Origin of the sequence: Starkeya nomas, assembly GCF_902703545.1 — a bacterium.
GTDB classification, from domain to species: Bacteria; Pseudomonadota; Alphaproteobacteria; order Rhizobiales; family Xanthobacteraceae; genus Ancylobacter; species Ancylobacter moscoviensis.
Window position 1 is genome coordinate 3,220,515 of record NZ_CACSAS010000001.1, and the last position, 22,242, is coordinate 3,242,756.

The following is a 22,242-nucleotide window of genomic DNA, read 5'->3' on the forward strand; positions in this document are numbered from 1 at the left end:
ATCGCGTCCAAAGTGTGACCCAGCGTCAGAAGCCGAGCTCACAAAAGCGAAGCCCGGCCCGCTTGCGGCGGACCGGGCTCCGGACGCTCCCGAAGGCGACGCGGTCAGGAACCGGTGCCGTTCAGCACGGTGACGGCGCGACGGTTCTGCGACCAGCAGGAGATGTCGTTGCAGACCGCGACCGGGCGCTCCTTGCCGTAGGAGATCGTGCGCATGCGGTTCGCCGCGACGCCGCGCTGGACGAGGTAGTCGCGCACGCTCTGGGCGCGGCGGGCGCCGAGGGCGATGTTGTATTCGCGCGTCCCGCGCTCGTCGGCGTGGCCTTCGATGGTGAAGCTGTACTTGCCGTAGTTGTTCAGCCACTGCGCCTGCTTGTCGAGCGTGGCCTGGGCCTGTGGCGTCAGGCTGGTCTGGTCGCTCTCGAAGAACACGCGGTCGCCGACCGAAACGACGAACTCCTGCGGGCTGCCGGGAGGGGCCGAACCCAGCGCCTGGCCGGCGGCGCCGTCCATCGGGTTCTTGGCACAGGCGGCCGCGAGCATCGCGAAGCCGATGATGAGGGCGGCGCGCGCACCGCCCAGCTGACGCAACATACGGATCATAACCGCTGACTCCCAAATTCCCCGACCGGGCGCCCCGATCTGCGTGATTGCATTCATCAATGTTCCGTCGTGCTTTACGGAACCTTGCTCAATTGCGTCGATTTGGCGGCTGCGACTTAAACCGCCATTTATGGTTAATCATTCCCTAGCGTGACGCCCTGGGCCGCACGCCTCACGAACGCAGCGGCGACCATGCCGGATCCGAGGCATAGCTCGGGGTCGGCACGCGCTGCTCATTGTATCCGGTGATGTCGACCGTATAGAGCTGCGGCCCGCCGCCGCCGCCCGGATCGCGGAAGAACATCAGCACGCGGCCGTTCGGCGCGAAGGTCGGGCCCTCATTGTGGTAGCCCTCGGTCAGGATGCGCTCGCCCGAGCCGTCCGGCCGCATCAGGCCGATGGCGAAACGCCCCTGCGCCTGCTTGGTGAAGGCGATGGCGTCGCCGCGCGGCGACCAGACCGGGGTCGAATAGCGCCCGTCGCCGAAGGAGATGCGGTGCTGGTTCGAACCGTCCGGGTTCATCACGTAGATCTGCGAACCGCCGCCGCGGTCGCTCTCGAAGCAGATCTGCGCGCCGTCCGGGGAATAGCAGGGCGCGGTGTCGATCGCCGCCGTGTCGGTGAGGCGGGTGGTCGCCTTGGAACGCAGGTCCATGACGAAGATGTTGGAATTGCCGCCCTGCTGGAGCGACAGGATCACCCGCTGCCCGTCCGGCGCGAAGCGCGGCGAGAAGCTCATATTCGGGAAGTTGCCGACCACCTCGCGCTGGCCGTTCTCGATGTTGAGCAGATAGACGCGCGGCTCGCCGCGGCCATAGCTCATATAGGTGATTTCCTGGCTGGTCGGCGAGAAGCGCGGGGTCAGCACGAGGTCGTCGCCGCGCGTGAGATAGGTCACGTTGGCGCCGTCCTGGTCCATGATGGCGAGGCGCTTGACGCGCTTCTCCTTCGAACCGCTCTCGTCGACGAAGACGATGCGGGTGTCGAAATAGCCCTTTTCACCGGTCAGGCGCTCATAGATGGCGTCGGCGATGATGTGGGCGACGCGGCGCCAGTTATCCGGCTGGGTAAAGTACTGCTGGCCGATCAGCTGCTGGCCGGCAAACACGTCCCACAGGCGGAATTCGGCCTTCACCCGCCCGTCCGGCTGGCGCGTCATGCGGCCGGTGACGAGCGCCTGGGCGTTGATCACGCGCCAGTCCTGGAAGCGCGGCGAAGCGTCGGGGTTGCTGATCTTCTCGACGAAGGCGGCCGGATCGATCGGCGCGAACAGGCCCGAACGACGCAGATCCGCCGAGATGATCTGCGTCACGCCCTTGCCGGCCTCGGCGTCCTGCGGGCTGCCGCCGCCGACGAACTCGGTGATGGCGATCGGCAGCGGCTGCGGCGTGCCGGACGTCACGTCCAGCTTCAGCACCGCATGCGCCGGGCGGGTCAGGAGCCCGGCGCCAGCCAGCGCGCCGGCACCGGTGATAAGGCCGCGGCGACCGATGAGAGGGCCCGAAAAAGCAAGGCGGGTCGAATGCGTCATGATCAATACTCGAGGGAGCAAATCAGGGGGCCGGTCAGCCCCGTACCATTTCGCGCGGATCGAACGTCACTTCGATGTCCTTCCACGCGTCATATTTTGCGGGTGAGAGCATATCGAACGGCTGACCGCGGAAAATCGCGCGGATCGCGCTGTCGCGCGCCGTCAGGAAGAACGGGCTGGAACCGGAGGTCACGACCATGGGCGGCCCGGAAAGCGTGCCGTCGACATTGAGGCGGATGCGGACCGTGACGATCAGCTCCTCCGGATTCGAGGCGCCGGCCGGCGGGTTCCACAGCTGCATCAGCCGCGCGCGCAGCGCGTCGATCTCGGTCTGCGAGAGCGTGGCGGCGGTGCCGACGCGCGTGCCGAGCGAGGCGGTGTTGTTGATCGTGTCGCCGACCGCCGCCTGACGCGAGGCGGTGCGCTTGTCGAGCAGCGCCGCGATCTCGTTCGGCTTGAACTCGGTCTGCTCCTTCGGCGGCGCCTGCACGACCTTCGGCGGTGGCGGCTTCTTGGGCGGGCGCGGCGCGGGCGGCGTCGCCTGGGCCTGCTGCTCCGGCTTGGGCTGGTCGGGCTTCGCCTCCTGCGGCTTGGCGGCGAGCGACTCCGCCTCCTTCGGCGGCGCCGGCTCGGGCTTGGCCTGCGCCTGTGCGGCCGGCGGCTTGGGCTCTGGCGGCTTGTTCTCGGGCGGCGGAGGCGGCGGGGCGGCGGCCTCGTTTGCGGCCTTCACCTCGGGCTTCTTGTCGTCGACCTTGGCCTCGAGCTGCTCGGTCGGCTTGGGCGTGTCGACCTTCTCGACCACCGGCTTGGGGGCCTCGGCCTTCGGTGCGTCCTTCTTGCCCGCCATCATCTGCGACAGCTCGGCGTCGGAAACGATGTCGATCGGCATGGCCTCGGTCGGCGACGCGTCGAAGGGCGACGGCGACGCGAAGGAGATCACCATGAAACCGATGATGCCGGCGTGAAGGGCGGCCGAGGACATGAGACCCGCGCGCATACCGCTCAGCTCCCCTGCTCGACTTCGGAAACCAGCGCGACGCGCTTGAAGCCGGCACCCGACAGGCGGCCCATGACCTTCATGACCGCGCCGTAGTCGACCGACTTGTCGCCGCGCACGAAGATGCGCTCGTCATAGCCCGCCTTGGCGATGGCCTGCAGCTTGGGCACGAGTTCGTCGACCTGGATCTCGGTGTCCTGCAGGAACACCTGTCCCTGCGTGTTGATCGAGATGACCAGCGGCTCGTGGTCCTGCGAGACCGCCTGGGCCTGCGTCTGCGGCAGGTCGAGCGGCACGCCGACGGTGAGCATCGGCGCGGCGACCATGAAGATGATGAGCAGCACGAGCATCACGTCGACCATCGGCGTGACGTTGATCTCGGACATGACGGCACCGCCGCCGCGACGGCGTGAGCGCCGCGACGTCCAGCCGCCTCCGCTGCCTCCTGCGGACATCCCCATTCGATCAGCCCCGTTCGTCGATCTGGCGGGACAGGATGGCCGAGAACTCGTCGGCGAAGCCTTCGAGCCGGGCTGCCTGCCGGTTCACCTGGGAAACGAACTTGTTATAGAAAATCGTCGCCGGAATGGCGGCGATGAGGCCGATTGCCGTCGCGAAAAGGGCTTCCGCGATGCCCGGCGCCACCACCGCGAGGCTGGTGTTCTTCGACGCGGCGATCGACTGGAACGAGGTCATGATGCCCCACACCGTGCCGAACAGGCCGATGAAGGGGCCGGCCGAGCCGACCGTCGCCAGCACCAGCAGGCGGCTCTCCAGCCGCTCGACCTCGCGGGCGATGGTGACGTCCATCACCTTTTCGAGACGCTGCGTCAGCCCGGCGAAGGAACGGGCGCCGCCCTCGTAGGAGCGCTTCCACTCGCGCATCGCGGCGACGAAGATCGCCGCCATCGCGTGGTTGGGCCGGGACGACAGCGAACGGTACAGCTCCTCCAGGCTCTGGCCCGACCAGAAGGTCGCCTCGAAGCGGTCCATCTGGCTCTTCATGCGGCGGAAGAGAATCGTCTTGTCGATGATGATCGCCCACACCCACACGGAGGCAATGATCAGCCCCGCCATGACGATCTTCACAACCAGGTGGGCCTGAAGGAACAGCCCGATCAGCGACAAGTCGGCGCTCGGGGCTGCCATGGCCGTCTGTGCCACATCGGCAGGATTCATTGGATCACAAACCTCAGTACAGGACCGGCCTTCGCCCGGACGGGCAGCCGGAACTCACGACGCGACGACGCCCTTGAAGCAGGTCCGGCAGGCCGGACGCCGGAAACACTCCGGCGGATCGTCCAGCAATTAACCTGTTGCCCCTGTTCGACGGGGAATCCGACGAAACTAGGGCGTGCAAGGGCTTGCGCCGCACCCATTAAACCTCTGCTAGGGTTAATAGCGGGTTAGCGTTGCCGCATCGCAACAGATTGCACGGTAAGGGGAAACCGCTTTCGGCGCTCAGCCCTGCGGCGCTTCGTCCTGCGCCGCCTTCATGGCCTTGCGCAGCGCGTCAGGTATGCGCCGGGCGCGCCCCTGCGCGACGAAGGCGACCTTCACCTTGCCCTCGACCAGCACCTCGCCGGCGCGCATCACCCTCTGCGCCAGCGTGATCGAGGCGCCGGCGACCTCGACCGGGCTGGTATGGACCTCCAGCACGTCGTCGATTCGCGCCGGGCGCAGGAACTGCAGGTCCATCGAGCGCACGACGAAGGCGAAGCCCGGCGCCTCGGCCAGCGCCTCCCCGAACAGTTCGCCCTGCACCACCCCGATGAGCCGGAGATGGTCGGAACGGGCGCGCTCCATGAACTTCAGGTAGTTGGCGTGATAGACGATGCCGGAGAAATCCGTGTCCTCGTAATAGACCCGCACCGGCAGCACATGGCCGCCCGGCACCAGCTTTCCGGCGAGATGCAGGAAAGGGTCGGCCTTCAGGGTCTCGGGAGAGAGGGGATCGGGGCGCTCGTTCATGGCGCTCCTCATAAACGAGAGCACGCGGCAAAAAAAGAACCGCGCCCTTCTCGACGAAGGGCGCGGCCCGAAAGCAATGCGATGACGATCAGCTCTGCGGCTCGGCCGGCTCCGGAGCGGGCGCCGGGCGGTTGCGGCGATCGGCCATGAACTGGTCGAACTCGGCCTTGTCCTTGGCCTGCCGCAGGCGGTCGAGGAAGGACCGGAAATCCTTCTGCTCTTCCTCGAGGCGACGCAGCGTCTCCTCGCGATATTCGTCGAAGGCGCGATTGCCGCTCGACTGGAAGCCGCGACCGAAGCGGCCGCCGAAGCTGCGGAAGGCTTCCGCGCCTTCCTCCTGCCAGCGGCCGAAGCCGCGCCTGCCACTGCAGAACATCCGTCCACTCCCTATCGAATAGGCCAGGATCGCCAGACCCAGCGGCCACCAGGCCATGAAGCCAAGGACCGTAAGCGCGATCCAGGCCGGCTTGCCGTAACTATCGAGCTTTTGCGCGAGCTCCATTGGCGTCCGCTCCTGGGTCAGACCACGCGGCTTGAAGCCCCGCGGTTAATGTTAATCACATTTACATAGGTATGAGCGCAACCCCGGCTTGTCAAGAAGAACGCGTTGGATTTTGCGGGCGCCGCCACCGGCCGGATGCCCGGATACCCCCGACCGACGTCATGGCCGGGCTTGTCCGGCCATCCACGTCTTCATCGGCCAAGGACGCCATCGGTCAGAACGTGGATCCTCGGATCAAGCCTGGGGATGACGGTGCCTTGCCGTCGTCCGGCTCAACTCGTCGGCGCGCCGAGGCCCTTCAGATAGACGAGGAATGCGGCCTCAAGGAGGTCTTCCGGCGTCATCGGCAGCTTCCGGCGGGAGCCGTCCGAACGGCCGAACAGCGAGGCGACGCCATGCGCCAGCGCCCAGGTGTGCAGCGCCACCATCAGCGCCGGCGGGCGTCCCTCCGCCGGCATGGAAGCGACGAGCACGTCCGCCGCCTCGCGCAGCACGCCGAAAGCGCGCTGGCCGGCCTGGTCGAGCACCGGGTGCGCCTCGGGCGGCAGGCCGGATTCGAACATGGCGACATATTCGGCCGGATGCTGGCGGGCGAAGTCGAGATAGGCCCGCCCCATGCGCTCATAGGCTTCCGCCGCCGTCGGCCGCCCGTCGTTCCAGCCGGCCTGCAGCGCCTTGGCGAAACGCTCGAACCCTTCCGCCGCCACGGCGGCGAGAAGCTCGTCCCGGTCCCGGAAGTGCCGGTACGGCGCGGCCGGGCTCACGCCGGCGCGCCGCGCCGCCTCGGCGAAGGTGGCGCCGGCGGTGCCCTTCTCCGCGATCAGGTCGAGCGCCGCCTTCATCAGGGCTTCCCGCAGGTTGCCGTGATGGTAGCCGCGCGACTCTCCGCCGTTTCGGGACCAGCTCATGTGAAGGGGACTTACATCAGGCGCGGACGCGCGTCGATGGCGCTGTGGGCAAGGGGCTAATCCTCGCCCTCGTCGAAGAGCGGCATCTGGTTGACGCTCGTCGGGGCGGCAAGGCCGAGATGCTTGAAGGCGTGCGCCGTCAGCACCCGGCCGCGCGGGGTGCGCTGGAGGAAGCCTTGCTGCACCAGATAGGGCTCGATGATCTCCTCGATCGCGTCGCGCGGCTCGGAGAGCGCGGCGGCGATGGTCTCGACGCCCACCGGCCCGCCGCCATAGTTCATCGCGATGACCGAGAGATAGCGCCGGTCCATCTGGTCGAGCCCGGCGCCGTCGACCTCCAGATGCGACAACGCATGGTCCGCCGCCCCCCGGTCGATGATCTCCTTGCCTGCCACCAGCGCGAAGTCGCGCACCCGGCGCAGCAGCCGCCCGGCGATGCGCGGCGTGCCGCGCGCCCGGCGGGCGATCTCGCGCGCGCCGTCCTTGGAGATCGGGATGCCCAGCACCCGCGCGCCGCGTGTGACGACCAGTTCCAGCTCGTCGACGGTGTAGAAATTCAGCCGGATCGGAATGCCGAAGCGATCGCGCAGCGGCGTCGTCAGCAGGCCCGAGCGCGTGGTCGCGCCCACCAGCGTGAACTTCGACAGCGAGATCTTCACCGAGCGCGCCGCCGGCCCTTCGCCGATGATGAGGTCGAGCTCGTAATCCTCCATCGCCGGGTAGAGGATTTCCTCCACCGCCGGATTGAGCCGGTGGATCTCGTCGATGAAGAGCACGTCGCGCTCCTCGAGGTTCGTCAGCAGCGCGGCGAGATCGCCGGCCTTGGCGATGACGGGGCCGGAGGTGGCGCGGAAGCCGACGCCCAGCTCGCGCGCCACGATCTGCGCCAGCGTGGTCTTGCCCAGCCCCGGCGGACCGACGAACAGCACATGATCGAGCGCCTCGCCGCGCGTCTTCGCCGCCCTGATGAAGACGTCGAGATTGGCGCGCGCCTGCTCCTGCCCGACGAATTCAGCGAGATTCTGCGGGCGCAGGGAGGCTTCGGTGAGATCCTCCTCGCGCTTGTCGGGCGTGATGAGGCGCTTGGTGTTCATCGCGCCAGTTCCTTAAGCCCGAGCCGGATGAGCTTGGCGGTATCGGCCTCCTCGCCCCCCTCGCGCAGCGCCGCCGCCACGGCGGCGCTCGCCTGGATCTGCGCATAGCCGAGATTGACCAGCGCCGAGACCGCGTCGGCCACCGGGGCGGGCGCCCGCTTCTCGTCGAGCGAGGCGGCAAGCCCCGCCACCGCCGGATCGACATCGGCGAAGCCCGGCGCCTTGTCCTTCAGCTCGGCGACGATGCGGGCGGCGACCTTCGGGCCGACGCCGTTGGCGCGCGCCACCATGGCCCGATCGCCAAGCGCCACGGCGTTGGCGAGCTCGGAAGGGGAGAGGGTGGAGAGCACGCTCAGCGCCACCTTGGAGCCGACGCCCTGCACGTTCTGAAGCAGAAGGAACCACGACTTCTCGGCCTGCGAGACGAAGCCGTAGAGACGGATCATGTCCTCGCGCACGAAGGTCTCGATGAACAACGTCGCCGCCTCCCCGACCGAGGGCAGCGCCTGCAGCGTGCGGGCCGAGCAGTGCACGAGGTAGCCGACCCCCTGCACGTCGAGGATCACGTGGTCGTCGCCATAGCTGTCGACGAGACCCTTGAGCTTCCCGATCATCGCGCCGCCACCCTGCTCGCCAGCTTGTCCGCCATCGCCGCCTTCATCGCCGCCATCCCGCGATGCTGCGCATGGGTCACGGCGACGGCAAGCGCGTCCGCCGCGTCGTCGGTCTCGAAGTCCGCCTGCGGCAGCAGCACCTTCATCATCATGCGTATCTGCGTCTTGTCGGCCCGGCCGGCACCCACCACGGTCTTCTTGACCAGCAGCGCCGCGTATTCGGCGACCGGCACGCCCGCCAGCGCCGGGGTGAGCATCACCACGCCGCGCGCCTGCCCCAGCTTCAGCGTCGAGGCCGGGTTCATGTTGACGAAGGTCTCCTCCACCGCCGCCTCGTCGGGCACGAAATTCCGCAGCACGGCGGCCAGCTCGGTGTGGAGATGGGCGAGCCGCATCGCCAGCTCCCCGTCCTCGGGCGGCATCACCGTGCCGCAGGCGATGAAGGAGAGCCGCGTTCCCACGGCCTCGATCACCCCCCAGCCGGTGCGGCGGAGGCCCGGATCGAGCCCGAGAATGCGAATCGGATGCGGCGCCATACGCACAGTGCGTAGCCGAACAAATGACGAACGCCTAGTACCGAGGACCTCCGCCATCGCCGCGACTTCGCCACGGAAAGGGAACATGGTGAACGCGGGATTAAGGGGCTCTCACCCCGGAGAAACGCCATGAGCACTCTTCTCGCCCGCCCGAGCCTCAGCCGCCAACGCCTCGCGCGCGGCGCCGGCACCGCCGCCGGTCTTCTCCTGCTCGGCATGTCCACCCTGGTGCCCGCCCAGGCCGCCGGCCTGCTCACCGCCCCCAACGGCATGACGCTCTACATCTTCGATTCCGACGCCGGCGGCATGCCCAGCTGCTACGATTCCTGCGCCGCCAACTGGCCGCCCTATCTCGGCAAGGAAGGCGCGAAGATGAAGAGCGGCTGGACCCTCGTCCCCCGCAAGGATGGCGCGCAGCAATGGGCCTATGACGGCAAGCCAGTCTATTTCTTCGCCGGCGACAAGAAGAAGGGCGACAAGCTGGGCGACGGGCGCGGCGGCGTCTGGCACGCCGTCAACGACTAGGCGGCCACCCTCCTCCGGCTTCAGCGGCTGGCGCGCGGCGCTCCGAAAGCGCCGCTCGCCAGCGCCACGCCCACGCCCGTCGCCGCCACGCCGATCATCGCCGCCGCGTCCGGGTGCTCGCCGAGCACCGGCACGGCGATCAGCGCCGCGAGCGCCGGCACCAGCCCGGTGAAGGCGGCCGCGCGCGAGGAGCCGAGCCGTTCGATGGCGATGCCGAAGGCCACCAGCGCCACGACGCCGGACAGCAGCCCCTGGATGAGCAGCTGGACCAGCACCTCCATGCCGTAGCCGCTCGACACCGCGTCGATCACCCCCGGCAGGCCGTAGGGCGTCAGGATGAGCGTCGACCACAGCCCGACCAGCCCGACGATCTCCGTCGCCTTCATGCCGGTGCGGCGGAAAGCCAGCGTGTAGCCCGCCCACATCGCCGCGCCGCTCAGCAGCAGCAGGTGCCCGCGCCAGGCGCCGTCCTCCGGGAACAGCAGTCCCCGCCCGCCGAGCGTCAGCACGCCAAGGGCGATGCACAGGAAGCCGAGCGCCCGCAGGCGGCCCAGCCGCTCGCGCAGGAACAGCACCGAGATCGCCGCCACGATCAGCGGCATGGTGCCGGGCAGCAGCGGGCCGACATCGGCGGCCGGCACGAAGCGCATCGCGTTGGCGACGACGAGGAAGAAGATTCCCCCGGCTCCGAAAAAACAGAGCACGAAGGGAACCAGCCCGCTCTTCGGCCACAGCCCGACCCGTATCCAGGCCGGTGCGAGCACGGTCGCGGGAACGATGAAGCGCAGCCATCCCACCGTCGCCGGCGGCAGGTGGCCGTGCACGGCATGGCGGGTGGACACGATCCAGCCGCCCCAGATGGCGATGGCGAGCAGCGCGCAGCCGATGCCGACGAAGCGGTCGGAAAGGGGTGGATCGGCCGCGGCGCGGGTCGCCGCGGGAGCCAGGGGCTTTTCCATGTTCAAGGTCCGGCCGCCGAGGCGGCGATGGGGGCCGCGAGGCGGCAGGTTGCCGCGAATGTGCCGCGCGCGATCCTTTCCGGCAAACGAGTTTTCCGAATAGGCACGTTCAGCAAACGCGATGGGAGGGCGAAAGCGACAAAGCAGCAAACGCGATGGAACGGCCGCAACCATCGATTTCCGCGTTGACGGGCCGGAGGCGCCGGATTAGGTCTCGCCGGCACGCTCTCGCGCGGCGCGTTCGGGCCCGGTTTCCTTCCATGTCGTTCGATCCGGCCCTCTCCTGGGCCTTCCTCACGGCGCTCGTCGCCGGCGTCACGCGCGGCTTTTCCGGCTTCGGCGGCGCGCTCATTTACGTGCCGCTGGTGAGCGCCGCCTTCGGGCCGCAGGTGGCCGCGCCCTCCCTGCTCGTCATCGACACCGTGCTGACCCTGCCCTTCCTGGTGCCGGCGCTGCGCGCCTGCCTCTGGCGGCAGGTGGCGCCGCTCGCGGTCGGCGCCGTGGTCATGGTGCCGCTGGGCGTGTGGGTGCTGAAGCATCTCGACCCGCTGCTGCTGCGCTGGTCGCTGGCGGCGCTCAGCCTCGGCCTGCTCGCGCTGCTGGTGTCGGGCTGGCGCCATTCCGGCCGGCAGAACCTGCCGACGACGCTGTCGGTCGGCGCCGTCGCCGGCTTCTTCGGCGGCGCCGCGCAGATGTCCGGGCCCGCCGTCGTCGCCTACTGGCTCGGCAGCGGCCAGCCCTCGGCGCTCGTGCGGGCGAACCTGTTCGGCTTCTTCGCGCTGGTCACGCTCGCCAGCGGCACGACCTACATCGCCAACGGCATGATGACCGCCGAGGTCGGGCGGCTGGTGCTGCTGCTGGGCCCGGCCTATGCGATCGGCCTCTATGCCGGGGCGCGCGCCTTTCGCGGCGCGTCCGACCGTGCCTACCGCATCGCCGCCTACTGGGTCATCGCCGCCGCCGCGCTGCTCAGCCTGCCGCTGTTCGACGTCCTGCTCGGCCGGTAATCACTGCCATTCCATGCAGCGTCATGGCCGGGCCTGGCCCGGCCATCCACGATTTCGCCCTGTCCCGAAGACGCGAATGCCCGGCACGAGGCCGGGCATGACGGTGTTCCATCCGGGATGACGACTGTCGCGTGAGCCCTCAGTCGCTCATCTTCGCCAGCATCGCCTCGGACACTTCGAAATTGGCGTAGACGTTCTGCACGTCGTCATTGTCGTTCAGCGTGTCGACGAGCCGGATCAGCTTCTCCGCCGTCTCGTCGTCCACGGCGATGGTGTTCTGCGGGCGCCAGACGAGGCCGGACTTGCGCGGCTCGCCGAACTTGGCTTCGAGCGCGCGGGCCACCTCGTGCAGGTTCTCCACCGAGCAGACGATCTCGTGGCCGTCCTCGTCAGAGGACACATCGTCCGCACCGGCGTCGATGGCGGCTTCCAGCATGTCGTCGCCCGAAGCCTTGGCGGCGTCGAACTCGACGACGCCGATGCGGTCGAACATGAAGGACACCGCGCCCGTCTCGGCCAGCGAGCCGCCAGACTTGGTGAAATAGGAGCGCACTTCCGAGGCGGTGCGGTTGCGGTTGTCGGTCAGCGCCTCGACGATGACGGCGACACCGCCGGGGCCGTAGCCCTCGTAGCGGATCTCGTCATAGTTCTCCGCGTCGCCACCGGCCGCCTTCTTGATCGCGCGGTCGATATTGTCCTTCGGCATGTTTTCCGCGCGGGCCGCGAGAATGGCGGCGCGCAGGCGCGGATTCATGTTCGGGTCGGGCATGCCCATCTTGGCGGCGACGGTGATTTCACGCGCCAGCTTGGAGAACAGCTTGGAACGCACCGCGTCCTGCTTGCCCTTGCGGTGCATGATGTTCTTGAATTGCGAATGCCCGGCCATCGCCGCCTCCACGTCGTCCCGGACGGACTTGCCGCCCGGCCGCATTGAAGTCCTGAAAAATTGGGTGCGCGGCTTATAGGCGAGAGGGCATGCGCACGTAAAGCGGGAGCCTTCTACCAGAAGGAGGGCACCGTCTCTTCCAGCGCGCCACCGATCCGCACCGGCGCGACCCGGACGGCAAGGCCGGCATCGGTCTCCACCGCGAGGCCTGAAAGCGTCCCCGCCCCGCCCGCCGGCTCGAAGCGCGTCGCGCCGATCTTGCGGGTGAAGCGGCGCAGCGGCTCCTCCTTGTCCATGCCGATCACCCCGTCATAGGAGCCGCACATGCCGACATCGGTCATGTAGGCGGTGCCACCGGGCAGGATGCGGTAGTCGGCGGTGGGCACATGGGTGTGCGTGCCGAGGACGAGGCTGGCGCGCCCGTCGCACCAGTGCCCAAAGGCCTGCTTCTCGCTGGTGGTCTCCGCATGGAAATCGACGATGGTCGCATCCGCCACCTGCCCGAGCGGCGCGGCGTCGAGCTCGCGGTCGATGGCGGCGAAGGGGTCGTCCAGCGGGTCCATGAAGACCCGACCCATGATGTTGACGACGAGCACCTGCGCGCCGTTGCGCGCCTCCACCAGCGCCGCCCCGCGACCCGGCGTGCCGGGCGGGAAATTGGCCGGACGCACCAGCCGCGGCGCGCGCTCGATAAAGACCAGCGCCTCGCGCTGGTCGAAGGCATGGTTGCCGAGCGTCACCGCGTCGGCGCCGGCTTCAAGGAATTCCTCGTAGATCGCCTCGGTGATGCCGAAGCCGCCGGCGGCGTTCTCGCCGTTCACCACGACGAAATCGAGTTCCCAGCGCTCGCGCAGGCGCGGCAGGTGTTCGAGCACGACCTGCCGGCCGGGGCGCCCGACCACGTCGCCGAGAAAGAGTAGGCGCATTCGTTCAGTCCTCCGCCGGGCGCACGATGCCGGCATCCGTGGCGATGGCGTCCAGCCGCTCGTCATGCGGTTCGGCGGGCACGGCGGCAAGCTCCTGCACGGCGAAGGCATAGCCGACCGCCTCGATGCGCTTGGCGCCGCGCAGCAGGGCCAGCGTGCGGTCGTAGAAGCCCGCGCCGTAGCCGAGCCGGTTGCCGCGCGCGTCGAAGGCGGCGAGCGGCACCACCAGCACGTCCGGCACGACGGCGGGCGCCGTCTCCGGCGGGGCGGGAATGACGATCCGGCCGGGGCCCTTGGAGGCCACCAGTTCCACGCCCGCTTCCCACTGGCGGAAGATCAGCGGCTTGCCGTTCTCCACCACCACCGGCAGGGCGACGGCGGCACCGCCCTCGCGCAGGCGCCGGATGAGCGGCCCGGTGCCGATCTCGGTGCCGATGGGCGTGAAGACGGAGACGACCTCCCCGCGCACGTCTCCAAGCCACGCCAGCGCGTTGGCGGCGGCGGCTTCGGCGGCGGCCTCGCGGGCATTCGGATGAAGCGCCGCACGCCGTGCGAGCGCCTCCGAGCGGAGGCTGGCCTTATCGAATTGCGCGTCGGGCGAGTAAGGCATGATGAAACAGGTGCGGAGCCACAATGGCCGTTGGAGGATCGATCCCGGGAACCTACAACGTAGGTGGGCGCCGTTTGTCCGAACCCAGGGGTTCGGTCAGGGACAGCTCCCTTGGAGATCGATAAGGCCCCGGGGAATATGTTCTCCTGACGAGCCTTGCAGCCCCGCATGACAAATTTAGGATGCGATGGGAAATATTGCCAGAGGGAGCCGGAAACGGCGAACAGCTTTCCGCGATAGGGGCCTTTCGTTCGTCATTCCCGCCGCGGCGGAGCGGAGAGCAGGGATCGCGTTCCAGCAGACAGGTCGCGAAATTGCGGAAGAGTCTGGCGCTGGGTCCCCGGATCGACGCTGCAAGGCGTGCAGCTTGTCCGGGAAACAGGAAGCCAAGATACCTCCCGTATCCCGGACCAGCAGAGGCGAAGCCGAAGCGCCGATCCGGGATCCCACACAGGCCTCTTCGGCAAAACCCTCGGCGAAGCCCCTCACCCCACCTTCAGCATGATCTTGCCGATATGGGCGCTGGTCTCCATGCGCGCATGCGCCTCGCTCGCCTTCTCCAGCGGGAAGGTCTGGTCGAGCACCGGCTTCACCTTGCCGGCCTCGATCAGCGGCCAGACCTTTTCCTTCAGCGAAGCGGCGATGACGGACTTCTCCGCCTTCGGCCGCGAGCGCAGCGTCGAGCCCATATGCGAGAGCCGCTTCAGCATCAGGCGCATGAAGTCGATCTGCACCTTGGAGCCTTCCATGAAGGCGATCTGCACGATGCGCCCCTGCGGCGCGGCCGCCTCGTAGTTGCGGCCGATATAGGAGCCGCCGACCATGTCGAGGATGACGTTCACGCCCTTGCCGGTCTTCGCCTTCACCGCCGCGACGAAATCCTCGGCCTTGTAGTCGATGGCGAGATCGGCGCCGAGCGAGCGGCAGACCTTGCATTTCTCGGGGCTGCCGGCGGTCGTCAGCACCGTGGCGCCGAACGCCTTGGCGAGCTGGATCGCCGTCGTGCCGATGCCCGAGGTGCCGCCATGCACGAGGAAGCTCTCGCCCGCCTTCAGCCCGGCGAGGTCGAACACGTTGGTCCACACGGTGAAGAAGGTCTCGGGCAGCGCCGCCGCCTCGACCATGGAAAGCCCCGCCGGAACCGGCAGCGCCGCGCCCTCGTCCGCGAGGCAGTACTCGGCATAGCCGCCGCCGGAGACGAGCGCACACACCTTGTCGCCGATCTTCCACGAGGTGACGCCCGCGCCGAGCGCCGCCACCTCGCCGGCGATCTCCAGGCCGGGGATGTCGGAAGCGCCGGGCGGCGGGGGATAGAGCCCCTTGCGCTGCATCACGTCCGGCCGGTTGACGCCCGCCGCCGCGACCTTGACCAGGATCTCCCCCGCGCCGGGCACGGGCACCGGGCGCTGCTCGGGAACCAGCGCTTCCGGGCCGCCGGGGGTCGGCAGGCCAACGGCCGTCATGGTGGCGGGCAGATGGGCGGGCAAGCCAACGGGCAGGTCGGTCACGGCGTCTTCCTCATCCTGTCGCGATTGTTGTCCCGTCCTAGGTCAAGCCGCCCCGGCTGGCAACCGGCGCCGGCAGGGGCTAGATTGGGACAGGCGTGCTGGACCTGAAAAGGAGTGACGCCATGGCGATCGAAGACGACCTCTTCCTCTCGGCCCCCGCGGTGAAGGCACCCGGGCACGAGATCGGCACCGATCTCTCGGCACTGTCCGAGACCGAGATCGAGGAGCGCATCGGCCAGCTCACCGGCGAGATCGAGCGGCTGAAGGGCGCCCTCCAGAAGAAGCGCGCCTCGCGCGAGGCGGCGGAAACCTTCTTCAAGCGCTGAACCCGCTGGCGGGGGCTTAACCCCGCATTAAGCTTTCCGAACTATTACTGGCAGCGGTCCAGTTTTGACCGCGAGTGGCCTCTGTCCACTCTGTTTGACGCATCCCTGTCTAGACTTATCGAGCCGCCCCACCGGGCGGCTCTTTTTTCATCCCCGCAATCCCACGCCCTCATCCGCCGGGACGACTGGACAGCGCGCCCGCGCTGGGCGACAGGCATGTGGGCGCGCGCCGCGCGGCCACGGATGCAGCGGACCCAGGGCGATGAACGACGATCGGGACGATTCCGGCACCGGCGATTCCGGCACGGACGAGGCCGCCCGCGGCGAGATGATCCGCCTCGCCGAGCGCCGCCTCGCCTCCCCCGCCTTCGCCGCGCTGTTCCAGCAGGGCATGGCGCTGGTCGACGAGACCGCCGCCTATCTCGACGGCGAGGGCCGCACCGCGAGCCGCGCCCTCTCCCGCGCCGCCCTCGCCGCCTACGCCCAGCAGAGCATGCGGCTCTCCACCCGGCTGATGCAGCTCGCCTCCTGGCTGCTGCTGCGGCGCGCCGTGGCGGAGGGCGAGATGAGCGGGGAGACCGCCCGGCGCGAGGCGGCGAAGATCGACCTCAAGGGCCCGCTGCGCGACATGGACCAGGAATCGCTGCTGCCGGAGCCGCTCGTCGACCTTATCCTGCGCGGCTACGAGCTGCAGCGGCAGATCGTCCAGCTCGACGACACCCTCTCCGCCCCCTCGTCGACGCCCGACGAGCTACGGCCGAACGCCGTCGCCGGCCAGATCGGCCGCCTGCGCCGCGCCTTCGAGCGCGGCTGACGACGAGCCGCCGATCCCCGCGCGGACGCCCGGCCACGCCCCCCGACTCCGGACCGGTGCGCAAACGAAAACCCTCGCGCGGGGCATCGCCCGGCGCGAGGGTCGGTATCGTCGGATCGCGAGGCTGGTTCCGGAAGGCCGATCAGGCCTTGAGGAAGCCCGCGAACTTCTTCTGGAACTTGGACACGCGGCCGGCGCGGTCGAGCAGCTGCTGCGAGCCGCCGGTCCAGGCCGGGTGCGAGGTCGGATCGATATCGAGCTGGAGGACGTCGCCCTCCTTGCCCCAGGTCGTCCGGGTCGTGTACTCGGTGCCGTCCGTCATCACCACCTTGACGATGTGGTAGTCGGGATGGATGTCGCTCTTCATGGGTAGCATCCTCAGCCGCCGCACGGCCGGCCCCTCGCGGGAGCCACGCGGCGATCTACAAAACGATCCTGCCGGAAATCCGAGCGGCTCTATAACCGAGACATGCCTGTGACACAAGCCGCCTCCCTTCCTTCCGAGACCACGCCGACCGCCCCCGTCCCGCGCCGCCCCCGGCTGAAGCCCCTGCGGGCGCTCTGGCCGCACATCCTGCGCTATCGCGGCCGCGCCGCGGCGGCGCTGGTGGCGCTGGTGGTCGCCGCCATCGCCACGCTGGTGGTGCCGATCGCCGTCCGGCGAATGATCGATCTCGGCTTCGACGAGAGCCATGCCGGCTTCATCGACCGCTATTTCGGCGTGATGATCGGCGTCGTGGCGGTGCTCGCCATCGCCTCGGCTGCGCGCTACTACCTCGTCATGACGCTCGGCGAGCGCATCGTGGCGGACCTGCGCGCCCAGCTCTTCGCCCATGTGCTCACCCTCGACGGCGGCTTCTACGACAGCGCCCGGTCGGGCGAGCTGATCTCGCGGCTCACCGCCGACACCACCCAGATCAAGTCGGCGGTCGGCGCCTCCGCCTCCATCGCGCTGCGCAACCTCGTGCTGTTCTTCGGCGCGGCGGTGATGATGGTGGTCACGAGCCCCTGGCTCTCGGCGACGCTGCTCATCGCCATTCCCGTCATCGTCGCCGTGCTGCTCGGCGCCGGGCGCGGCGTGCGCAAGCGCTCGCGCAACGCGCAGGACACGCTGGCCGAAGCCTCCGCCTATGCCGCCGAGGCCATCGGCGCCGTGCGCAGCCTGCAGGCCAACACGGCGGAAGCGAGCGCCGCCCGCCATTTCGCCGGCGAGGTCGAACAGGCGTTCAACGCGGCGAGCGACGCCGTCCGCGCCCGCGCCTGGCTCACCGGCTTCGCGATCCTGCTCATCTTCGCCAGCGTGGTCGGCATCCTCTGGGCCGGCGCCAACGCCGTGCTCGCCGGCACCATGACCGCCGGCACGCTCGGCCAGTTCGTCCTCTATGCCGTGCTGGCGGCCAGTGGCCTCGGCCAGCTCGGCGAGGTCTGGGGCGAAATCTCGCAGGCGGCCGGCGCCACCGAGCGCATCGCCGAGCTGCTGGCCGAGCAGCCGAAGGTCTCCCGCCCCGCCGTGCCGGAAGCGCTGCCGGAGCCGGCGCGCGGGGCCGTCGCCTTCGACAACGTCGCCTTCGCCTATCCGACGCGGCCGGACCTGCCGGCCCTTTCCGGGGTCAGCTTCGCCGTGCGGCCGGGCGAGCGCGTCGCCGTCGTCGGCCCGTCCGGCGCCGGCAAGAGCACGCTGTTCCAGCTTCTCCTGCGCTTCTACGATCCGGCCTCCGGGCGGGTGGAGGTGGATGGCGTCGACATTGCCAGGGCCGATCCGGAGGCGGTGCGCGCGCGCATCGCGCTGGTGCCGCAGGACGTCGCCATCTTCGCCACCTCGATCCGCGAGAACATCCGCCTCGGCCGGCCGGACGCCACCGATGCCGAGGTCGAGGAGGCCGGGCGCCTCGCCCGCGCCGACGAATTCGTCACCCGCCTGCCGGAAGGCTGGGAGACGGCGGTGGGCGAGCGCGGCGTCACTCTCTCCGGCGGCCAGCGCCAGCGCATCGCCATCGCCCGCGCGATCCTGCGCCGGGCGCCGATCCTGCTGCTGGACGAGGCGACCTCCGCCCTCGACGCCGAAAGCGAGACGCTGGTGCAGCAGGCGCTCGATCGCTCGATGGAAGGGCGCACCACGCTCGTCATCGCGCACCGGCTCGCCACCGTGCTCTCCGCCGACCGCATCCTGGTGATGGAAGGCGGGCGCGTGGTGGAGGAAGGCAACCATGCCAGCCTCGTCGCGCAGGGCGGCCTCTATGCCCGCCTCGCGGCGCTGCAGTTCGGCGAGGGCAATGGGGGCAAGTAGGCGGGGTTCGCCGTCATCGCAGATAAGCCGTCATCCCAGATGAGCCGTCATCGCGGATGGGATGCAGAGCGGCAGTTCACCCGCTCTTTTGCTCCATCCGCAGCGTCGGGCGGCCGGAGGTGGGGTTGACGCCGCGCCCGGTCGCCACGAAGCCGGCCTTCTCGTAGAAGCGCACGGCCCGCTCGTTCTCCTCGTTCACGTCGAGCGAGAGCCGCCCGTGCGAACGCGCGGCGGCGGCCGCGACCAGCCGGCTGGCCACCCCCTCCCCCCAATGGTCGGGATGGACGACGAGCTGGTCGACATAGCCGGTGCGCGGATGCACCGAGACGAAACCCAGCAGCCGCGCCGGCGCCGCCTCCCCGCGCGTCTCCAGCGCCAGCTCGATGACCGCGCCTTCCTCGATCAGCGTGCCGATGCGGTGGCACAGCCAGCCGCGCCGCGCCTCGAAGTCGATCTCCGGCATCGCCTCCTGCCACGCCTCCACCCACAGATCGGTCATGGCCGGCATGCGGTTCCAGTCGAACTGTGCGAGCGTGGCGGATGGGCCGGATGTCATCGCCGTTCGGTCATCTCTCGGTGAGTTTCAGTTCGATGCGGCGGTTGCGGGCACGCGCCTCGTCGCTGCTGCCGGTATCGATCGGCTGGTATTCGCCGAAGCCGGCGGCGACGAGGTGCTGCGGCGACACGCCCTTGCTGGCGAGATACTGCACCACGGCGATGGAGCGCGCCGCCGAGAGTTCCCAGTTGGACGGGAACTGCGGCGTCGCGATGGGACGGTCGTCGGTGTGGCCGTCGACCCGCAGCACCCAGCCGAGATCGGGGGGGATCTCCTTCTCCAGCTGCACCAGAGCGGCGGCGAGCTGGTCGAGGGCGGGGACCGCGTCGGTGCGGATCTCCGCCGATGCGCGGTCGAAGAAGATTTCCGACTGGAAGACGAAGCGGTCGCCGACGATGCGCACGTCCGGGCGGTCGCCGAGAATCGTACGCAGCCGGCCGAAGAATTCCGAACGGTAGCGCGTCAACTCCTGCACGCGCTGGGCGAGGGCGACGTTGAGCCGGCGGCCGAGGTCGGCGAGGCGCGACTGGCTTTCCTTGTCCTTCTGGTCGGCGATGTCCAGCGCCTGTTCCAGTGCCGCGATCTGCCGGCGCAGCGCGGCGATCTGCTGGTTGAGGATGGCGATCTGCGAGGCGGCCTGCGCCGCCGCGTCCTTCTCCTGGCCGAGCTGGCGGGCGAGGTCGTCGCCCCGGTTCTGCGCCGCCGCGATCTCCTCCGGCGTGGCGACGGCTGTCGCGGCCTCCTGCAGCGCGTCGCGCTCCTGCTCCATCCGCAGCAGGCTGGCGCGCAGCGCGCCCATCTGGCTTTCCGCCTCGGCGTCGTTGGTCCGCTCCAGCGCCAGCAGGTCGGTCAGCTCGCGAATCTGCGCCTGCAGCCGCGCCATGGCGTCGTCCTTGCTGCCGATCTCCTGCGTCAGCACGAACTGGGCGAGCACGAAGACCGAGAGCAGGAAGACGAAGACCAGCAGCAGCGTCGACAGCGCGTCGACGAAGCCGGGCCAGTAGTCGATGTGGCGTTCGCCGCGGCGGGCGCGTCCCAGGGCCATCAGGCGCTCTCGCGATCCGACTGCTTCTCGGCGATGCGCTCCAGCAGCCGCTTGATGTCGCGCTGCTGCTCCGCCTGGGCCTCCACCCAGTCGCGCACCATCTGCTGCTCGCTGCGCATGTGCTGGACCAGTCCCTGAAGGCTCTCAGCCAGATGCGCCATGGCGGTGGTCACGCGCTGCGAGCCCGCTTCCGTCATGGTGCGATCGAGCTTGGCGATCGCGTCGGTGAGGTTGCCGAAGTCGGCCGCCGGCGGCACCGCCGCCGCGGACACGGCCGCGCCGGGCACCGTGCCGGCGGCCGTCGCCGGCGCGCGCGCCGGCCGCTCGCGGGCGGCCTCCACGCCAAGGTCCTCGACCGTCGTGGACAGCCAGTCCTCGAGGTCGGTGTAGAAGCGGTTCTGCGCCTGCCCGGCCTGAAGATCGAGGAAGCCCAGCACGAGCGAGCCGGCCAGACCGAACAGGGAGGACGAGAAGGCGATGCCCATGCCGCCGAGCGGCGCGGCGAGGCCGGTCTTCATCGCGTCGAGCACCGAGGCCGATTCCGGCCCCACGTCCAGCGAGCCGATCACCCGGCCGATCGAGCTCACCGTTTCCAGAAGGCCCCAGAAGGTGCCGAGCAGGCCGAGGAAGACCAGCAGGCCGGTGAGGTAGCGCAAGAGGTCGCGCGCCTCGTCGAGGCGGGTGCCGATCGACTCCAGGATGCCGCGCATCGTCGCCTGCGAAATCGACATGCGCCCCACGCGGTCGCCGAGCAGCGAGGCCATCGGCGCCAGCAGGACGGGGGCGCGCGCGACTTCGAGGCCGGGGTCGGCGATGCGGAAGCTGTTCACCCACGCCACCTCGGGCAGCAGGCGCACCACCTGCCGGAAGGCGAAGACGATGCCGATGAACAGCACGCCGAAGATGACGCCGTTCAGCCCGGGATTGTTGAGGAAGGCCCGCCAGATCGGCTGGTAGAGGACGGAGGCCAGCGCCACGCAGAGCAGCACGAAGACGAACATCCGCACCAGGAAGATGCGGGGCGAAGAAAGCTGATGAAACGAATCCGTCGCGTTCATGAAAGTGGCCGTCCTGCGGGCGGGGGCAATCGCCGGAGAAAAGCTTCCGGACAAAACCGCCTCTCGCGCCGGACTATGCCACAGCCGGACGGAAATGGAACGCGCGACGGCCTTCCCGCGCGCCCCTATCTTCGCACCGGCTACGCCTTGCGCAGCAGCCCCAGCAGGTCGCGGCGAACGGTTTCGTTGCCGACGATGATGTCGCCCTTGGCGAGCATCTTGTCGCCGTCGTCGAGATCGGAGACATAGCCGCCGGCCTCGCGCACCAGCACGATGCCCGCCGCCATGTCCCACGGGCTGAGCCCGCGCTCCCAGAAACCGTCGAAGCGGCCGGCCGCCACCCAGGCGAGGTCGAGCGCCGCCGAGCCGGTGCGACGCATGCCCGCGACCTTCGGCGCGATGGCGCCGTATTCGCGGGCAAACCGGCCGAAATCGCCGCGCCCCATATGCGGCATGCCGCAGCAGACCACGGCATCGGCCAGATTGCGCCGGGCGGCGACGCGGACGCGCCGATCATTCACGAAGGCGCCGGCGCCCTTCTCGGCGATGAAGAGTTCATCGGTGATGGGGTTGTAGATCACCCCGGCCACCGGCACGCCGTCGCGGGCAAGGCCCAGCGAAACGGCGAACAGCGGAATGCCGTGCAGGAAGTTGGTGGTGCCGTCGAGCGGGTCGATTATCCAGCGATGGCTCTCGTCGGAGCCGTCGACCTCGCCGCCCTCCTCCATGATGAAGCCGTAGCTGGGGCGTGCCTTGGAGAGTTCCTCCTGCAGGATGCGCTCGGCCTTGCGGTCCGCATTGGACACGAAATTGGCCGGCCCCTTCAGCGAGACCTGCAGATTTTCCACCTCGCCGAAATCGCGAACCAGGGAGCGGCCGGCCTTGCGGACGGCCTGGACCATGACGGTCATCAGGGGGGAGCGGATCATGTCGACTTCCAGATACGGCACGGGCGGGATAAGGGGCGGAGTGCTCCTCTG

26 protein-coding genes and 1 other RNA gene are annotated in these 22,242 nt (G+C 69.2%); 5 read left to right on the forward strand and 22 right to left on the reverse strand.

Annotated elements, in window-relative coordinates:
• Positions 1 to 104: 104 nt before the first annotated feature.
• From pal to ruvC, 11 genes are all read right to left on the reverse strand, one after another.
• Positions 105 to 593 (reverse strand): peptidoglycan-associated lipoprotein Pal, encoded by a 489-nt coding sequence (pal, locus tag STARVERO_RS15340; protein WP_418655066.1) that lies wholly within the window; start codon positions 591 to 593, stop codon positions 105 to 107.
• 181 nt (positions 594 to 774) lie between these two features.
• A complete protein-coding gene (tolB, locus tag STARVERO_RS15345; RefSeq protein WP_144344192.1) occupies positions 775 to 2,133 on the reverse strand; it encodes a Tol-Pal system beta propeller repeat protein TolB in 1,359 nt (452 codons plus the stop codon).
• A gap of 34 nt (positions 2,134 to 2,167) precedes the next feature.
• The gene (tolA, locus tag STARVERO_RS15350; protein ID WP_144344191.1) at positions 2,168 to 3,130 is read right to left on the reverse strand and encodes a cell envelope integrity protein TolA; all 963 of its coding nucleotides are present in this window, start codon (positions 3,128 to 3,130) and stop codon (positions 2,168 to 2,170) included.
• A 5-nt stretch (positions 3,131 to 3,135) separates the two neighbouring features.
• Positions 3,136 to 3,591 (reverse strand): protein TolR, encoded by a 456-nt coding sequence (gene tolR, locus STARVERO_RS15355; protein ID WP_144344190.1) that lies wholly within the window; start codon positions 3,589 to 3,591, stop codon positions 3,136 to 3,138.
• Between the two features lie 4 nt (positions 3,592 to 3,595).
• Positions 3,596 to 4,309, reverse strand: a complete 714-nt coding sequence (gene tolQ, locus STARVERO_RS15360) for a protein TolQ (RefSeq protein ID WP_144344189.1) — start codon at positions 4,307 to 4,309, stop codon at positions 3,596 to 3,598.
• 282 nt (positions 4,310 to 4,591) lie between these two features.
• On the reverse strand, positions 4,592 to 5,101 hold the full coding sequence (ybgC, locus tag STARVERO_RS15365) for a tol-pal system-associated acyl-CoA thioesterase (protein ID WP_159599817.1): 510 nt from the start codon (positions 5,099 to 5,101) through the stop codon (positions 4,592 to 4,594).
• An 88-nt stretch (positions 5,102 to 5,189) separates the two neighbouring features.
• Complete coding sequence (locus tag STARVERO_RS15370) at positions 5,190 to 5,603, reverse strand: DUF2852 domain-containing protein (protein ID WP_159599819.1); 414 nt, start codon at positions 5,601 to 5,603, stop codon at positions 5,190 to 5,192.
• Positions 5,604 to 5,875: 272 nt separating this feature from the next.
• Entirely contained in the window at positions 5,876 to 6,511 is a 636-nt protein-coding gene (locus tag STARVERO_RS15375) for a TetR/AcrR family transcriptional regulator (RefSeq protein ID WP_159599821.1), read from the reverse strand.
• A 56-nt stretch (positions 6,512 to 6,567) separates the two neighbouring features.
• Complete coding sequence (gene ruvB / locus STARVERO_RS15380; protein ID WP_159599823.1) at positions 6,568 to 7,605, reverse strand: Holliday junction branch migration DNA helicase RuvB; 1,038 nt, start codon at positions 7,603 to 7,605, stop codon at positions 6,568 to 6,570.
• Positions 7,602 to 8,219: a Holliday junction branch migration protein RuvA gene (ruvA, locus tag STARVERO_RS15385; RefSeq protein WP_159599825.1), complete on the reverse strand. Its 618-nt coding sequence runs from the start codon at positions 8,217 to 8,219 to the stop codon at positions 7,602 to 7,604. Before ruvA ends, ruvB begins: the two co-directional genes overlap by 4 nt.
• Entirely contained in the window at positions 8,216 to 8,755 is a 540-nt protein-coding gene (ruvC, locus tag STARVERO_RS15390; RefSeq protein WP_159599827.1) for a crossover junction endodeoxyribonuclease RuvC, read from the reverse strand. The genes ruvA and ruvC overlap by 4 nt, the downstream gene beginning before the upstream one ends.
• Positions 8,756 to 8,884: 129 nt before the next feature.
• Here ruvC and STARVERO_RS15395 point away from each other — a divergent pair, with 129 nt between their 5' ends.
• Positions 8,885 to 9,280, forward strand: a complete 396-nt coding sequence (locus STARVERO_RS15395; RefSeq protein WP_159599829.1) for a COG4315 family predicted lipoprotein — start codon at positions 8,885 to 8,887, stop codon at positions 9,278 to 9,280.
• A 20-nt stretch (positions 9,281 to 9,300) separates the two neighbouring features.
• Here the strand turns inward: STARVERO_RS15395 and STARVERO_RS15400 are convergent, their stop codons facing one another.
• A complete protein-coding gene (locus tag STARVERO_RS15400; RefSeq protein WP_159599831.1) occupies positions 9,301 to 10,239 on the reverse strand; it encodes a DMT family transporter in 939 nt (312 codons plus the stop codon).
• 260 nt (positions 10,240 to 10,499) lie between these two features.
• On the opposite strand from STARVERO_RS15400, the gene STARVERO_RS15405 reads away from it, so the two are divergent.
• Complete coding sequence (locus STARVERO_RS15405) at positions 10,500 to 11,246, forward strand: sulfite exporter TauE/SafE family protein (protein WP_144344180.1); 747 nt, start codon at positions 10,500 to 10,502, stop codon at positions 11,244 to 11,246.
• Positions 11,247 to 11,385: 139 nt separating this feature from the next.
• Here the strand turns inward: STARVERO_RS15405 and STARVERO_RS15410 are convergent, their stop codons facing one another.
• The 5 genes from STARVERO_RS15410 to STARVERO_RS15430 all read right to left on the reverse strand — a co-directional run bounded on the left by STARVERO_RS15410 (position 11,386) and on the right by STARVERO_RS15430 (position 15,131).
• A complete protein-coding gene (locus tag STARVERO_RS15410; protein ID WP_159599833.1) occupies positions 11,386 to 12,132 on the reverse strand; it encodes a YebC/PmpR family DNA-binding transcriptional regulator in 747 nt (248 codons plus the stop codon).
• Between the two features lie 113 nt (positions 12,133 to 12,245).
• Positions 12,246 to 13,058 (reverse strand): TIGR00282 family metallophosphoesterase, encoded by an 813-nt coding sequence (locus STARVERO_RS15415; RefSeq protein WP_159599835.1) that lies wholly within the window; start codon positions 13,056 to 13,058, stop codon positions 12,246 to 12,248.
• A 4-nt stretch (positions 13,059 to 13,062) separates the two neighbouring features.
• Complete coding sequence (locus STARVERO_RS15420) at positions 13,063 to 13,668, reverse strand: 5-formyltetrahydrofolate cyclo-ligase (protein ID WP_159599837.1); 606 nt, start codon at positions 13,666 to 13,668, stop codon at positions 13,063 to 13,065.
• A gap of 11 nt (positions 13,669 to 13,679) precedes the next feature.
• A non-coding RNA gene (ssrS, locus tag STARVERO_RS15425) (6S RNA) lies at positions 13,680 to 13,836 on the reverse strand.
• A gap of 317 nt (positions 13,837 to 14,153) precedes the next feature.
• Positions 14,154 to 15,131 (reverse strand): NAD(P)H-quinone oxidoreductase, encoded by a 978-nt coding sequence (locus tag STARVERO_RS15430; protein WP_159601817.1) that lies wholly within the window; start codon positions 15,129 to 15,131, stop codon positions 14,154 to 14,156.
• Positions 15,132 to 15,298: 167 nt separating this feature from the next.
• Between STARVERO_RS15430 and STARVERO_RS15435 the strand changes: the two genes are divergently transcribed.
• Positions 15,299 to 15,502: a DUF1192 domain-containing protein gene (locus tag STARVERO_RS15435; RefSeq protein WP_144344176.1), complete on the forward strand. Its 204-nt coding sequence runs from the start codon at positions 15,299 to 15,301 to the stop codon at positions 15,500 to 15,502.
• Between the two features lie 262 nt (positions 15,503 to 15,764).
• Positions 15,765 to 16,316 (forward strand): DUF1465 family protein, encoded by a 552-nt coding sequence (locus tag STARVERO_RS15440; RefSeq protein WP_159599839.1) that lies wholly within the window; start codon positions 15,765 to 15,767, stop codon positions 16,314 to 16,316.
• A gap of 142 nt (positions 16,317 to 16,458) precedes the next feature.
• On the opposite strand, the gene rpmE is transcribed toward STARVERO_RS15440, so the two are convergent.
• Positions 16,459 to 16,683, reverse strand: a complete 225-nt coding sequence (rpmE, locus tag STARVERO_RS15445; RefSeq protein ID WP_144344174.1) for a 50S ribosomal protein L31 — start codon at positions 16,681 to 16,683, stop codon at positions 16,459 to 16,461.
• A gap of 102 nt (positions 16,684 to 16,785) precedes the next feature.
• Between rpmE and STARVERO_RS15450 the strand changes: the two genes are divergently transcribed.
• A complete protein-coding gene (locus STARVERO_RS15450; RefSeq protein WP_159599841.1) occupies positions 16,786 to 18,603 on the forward strand; it encodes an ABC transporter transmembrane domain-containing protein in 1,818 nt (605 codons plus the stop codon).
• Positions 18,604 to 18,679: 76 nt separating this feature from the next.
• Here the strand turns inward: STARVERO_RS15450 and STARVERO_RS15455 are convergent, their stop codons facing one another.
• From STARVERO_RS15455 to STARVERO_RS15470, 4 genes are all read right to left on the reverse strand, one after another.
• Entirely contained in the window at positions 18,680 to 19,159 is a 480-nt protein-coding gene (locus STARVERO_RS15455; RefSeq protein ID WP_144344172.1) for a GNAT family N-acetyltransferase, read from the reverse strand.
• Between the two features lie 10 nt (positions 19,160 to 19,169).
• Positions 19,170 to 20,204, reverse strand: a complete 1,035-nt coding sequence (locus tag STARVERO_RS15460) for a peptidoglycan -binding protein (RefSeq protein WP_144344171.1) — start codon at positions 20,202 to 20,204, stop codon at positions 19,170 to 19,172.
• Positions 20,204 to 21,262: a flagellar motor protein MotA gene (locus STARVERO_RS15465; RefSeq protein WP_159599843.1), complete on the reverse strand. Its 1,059-nt coding sequence runs from the start codon at positions 21,260 to 21,262 to the stop codon at positions 20,204 to 20,206. Before STARVERO_RS15465 ends, STARVERO_RS15460 begins: the two co-directional genes overlap by 1 nt.
• A 140-nt stretch (positions 21,263 to 21,402) precedes the next feature.
• Entirely contained in the window at positions 21,403 to 22,191 is a 789-nt protein-coding gene (locus tag STARVERO_RS15470; RefSeq protein ID WP_200837828.1) for an inositol monophosphatase family protein, read from the reverse strand.
• Between the last annotated feature and the right edge of the window lie 51 nt (positions 22,192 to 22,242).

Coding starts and splice junctions, on each gene's coding strand:
- pal (WP_418655066.1), bottom strand. CDS start 593: ATGTTGCGTCAGCTGGGCGGTGCGCGCGCCGCCCTCATCATCGGCTTC.
- tolB (WP_144344192.1), bottom strand. CDS start 2,133: ATGACGCATTCGACCCGCCTTGCTTTTTCGGGCCCTCTCATCGGTCGC.
- tolA (WP_144344191.1), bottom strand. CDS start 3,130: ATGCGCGCGGGTCTCATGTCCTCGGCCGCCCTTCACGCCGGCATCATC.
- tolR (WP_144344190.1), bottom strand. CDS start 3,591: ATGGGGATGTCCGCAGGAGGCAGCGGAGGCGGCTGGACGTCGCGGCGC.
- tolQ (WP_144344189.1), bottom strand. CDS start 4,309: ATGAATCCTGCCGATGTGGCACAGACGGCCATGGCAGCCCCGAGCGCC.
- ybgC (WP_159599817.1), bottom strand. CDS start 5,101: ATGAACGAGCGCCCCGATCCCCTCTCTCCCGAGACCCTGAAGGCCGAC.
- STARVERO_RS15370 (WP_159599819.1), bottom strand. CDS start 5,603: ATGGAGCTCGCGCAAAAGCTCGATAGTTACGGCAAGCCGGCCTGGATC.
- STARVERO_RS15375 (WP_159599821.1), bottom strand. CDS start 6,511: ATGAGCTGGTCCCGAAACGGCGGAGAGTCGCGCGGCTACCATCACGGC.
- ruvB (WP_159599823.1), bottom strand. CDS start 7,605: ATGAACACCAAGCGCCTCATCACGCCCGACAAGCGCGAGGAGGATCTC.
- ruvA (WP_159599825.1), bottom strand. CDS start 8,219: ATGATCGGGAAGCTCAAGGGTCTCGTCGACAGCTATGGCGACGACCAC.
- ruvC (WP_159599827.1), bottom strand. CDS start 8,755: ATGGCGCCGCATCCGATTCGCATTCTCGGGCTCGATCCGGGCCTCCGC.
- STARVERO_RS15395 (WP_159599829.1), top strand. CDS start 8,885: ATGAGCACTCTTCTCGCCCGCCCGAGCCTCAGCCGCCAACGCCTCGCG.
- STARVERO_RS15400 (WP_159599831.1), bottom strand. CDS start 10,239: ATGGAAAAGCCCCTGGCTCCCGCGGCGACCCGCGCCGCGGCCGATCCA.
- STARVERO_RS15405 (WP_144344180.1), top strand. CDS start 10,500: ATGTCGTTCGATCCGGCCCTCTCCTGGGCCTTCCTCACGGCGCTCGTC.
- STARVERO_RS15410 (WP_159599833.1), bottom strand. CDS start 12,132: ATGGCCGGGCATTCGCAATTCAAGAACATCATGCACCGCAAGGGCAAG.
- STARVERO_RS15415 (WP_159599835.1), bottom strand. CDS start 13,058: ATGCGCCTACTCTTTCTCGGCGACGTGGTCGGGCGCCCCGGCCGGCAG.
- STARVERO_RS15420 (WP_159599837.1), bottom strand. CDS start 13,668: ATGCCTTACTCGCCCGACGCGCAATTCGATAAGGCCAGCCTCCGCTCG.
- STARVERO_RS15430 (WP_159601817.1), bottom strand. CDS start 15,131: ATGACGGCCGTTGGCCTGCCGACCCCCGGCGGCCCGGAAGCGCTGGTT.
- STARVERO_RS15435 (WP_144344176.1), top strand. CDS start 15,299: ATGGCGATCGAAGACGACCTCTTCCTCTCGGCCCCCGCGGTGAAGGCA.
- STARVERO_RS15440 (WP_159599839.1), top strand. CDS start 15,765: ATGAACGACGATCGGGACGATTCCGGCACCGGCGATTCCGGCACGGAC.
- rpmE (WP_144344174.1), bottom strand. CDS start 16,683: ATGAAGAGCGACATCCATCCCGACTACCACATCGTCAAGGTGGTGATG.
- STARVERO_RS15450 (WP_159599841.1), top strand. CDS start 16,786: ATGCCTGTGACACAAGCCGCCTCCCTTCCTTCCGAGACCACGCCGACC.
- STARVERO_RS15455 (WP_144344172.1), bottom strand. CDS start 19,159: ATGACATCCGGCCCATCCGCCACGCTCGCACAGTTCGACTGGAACCGC.
- STARVERO_RS15460 (WP_144344171.1), bottom strand. CDS start 20,204: ATGGCCCTGGGACGCGCCCGCCGCGGCGAACGCCACATCGACTACTGG.
- STARVERO_RS15465 (WP_159599843.1), bottom strand. CDS start 21,262: ATGAACGCGACGGATTCGTTTCATCAGCTTTCTTCGCCCCGCATCTTC.
- STARVERO_RS15470 (WP_200837828.1), bottom strand. CDS start 22,191: ATGATCCGCTCCCCCCTGATGACCGTCATGGTCCAGGCCGTCCGCAAG.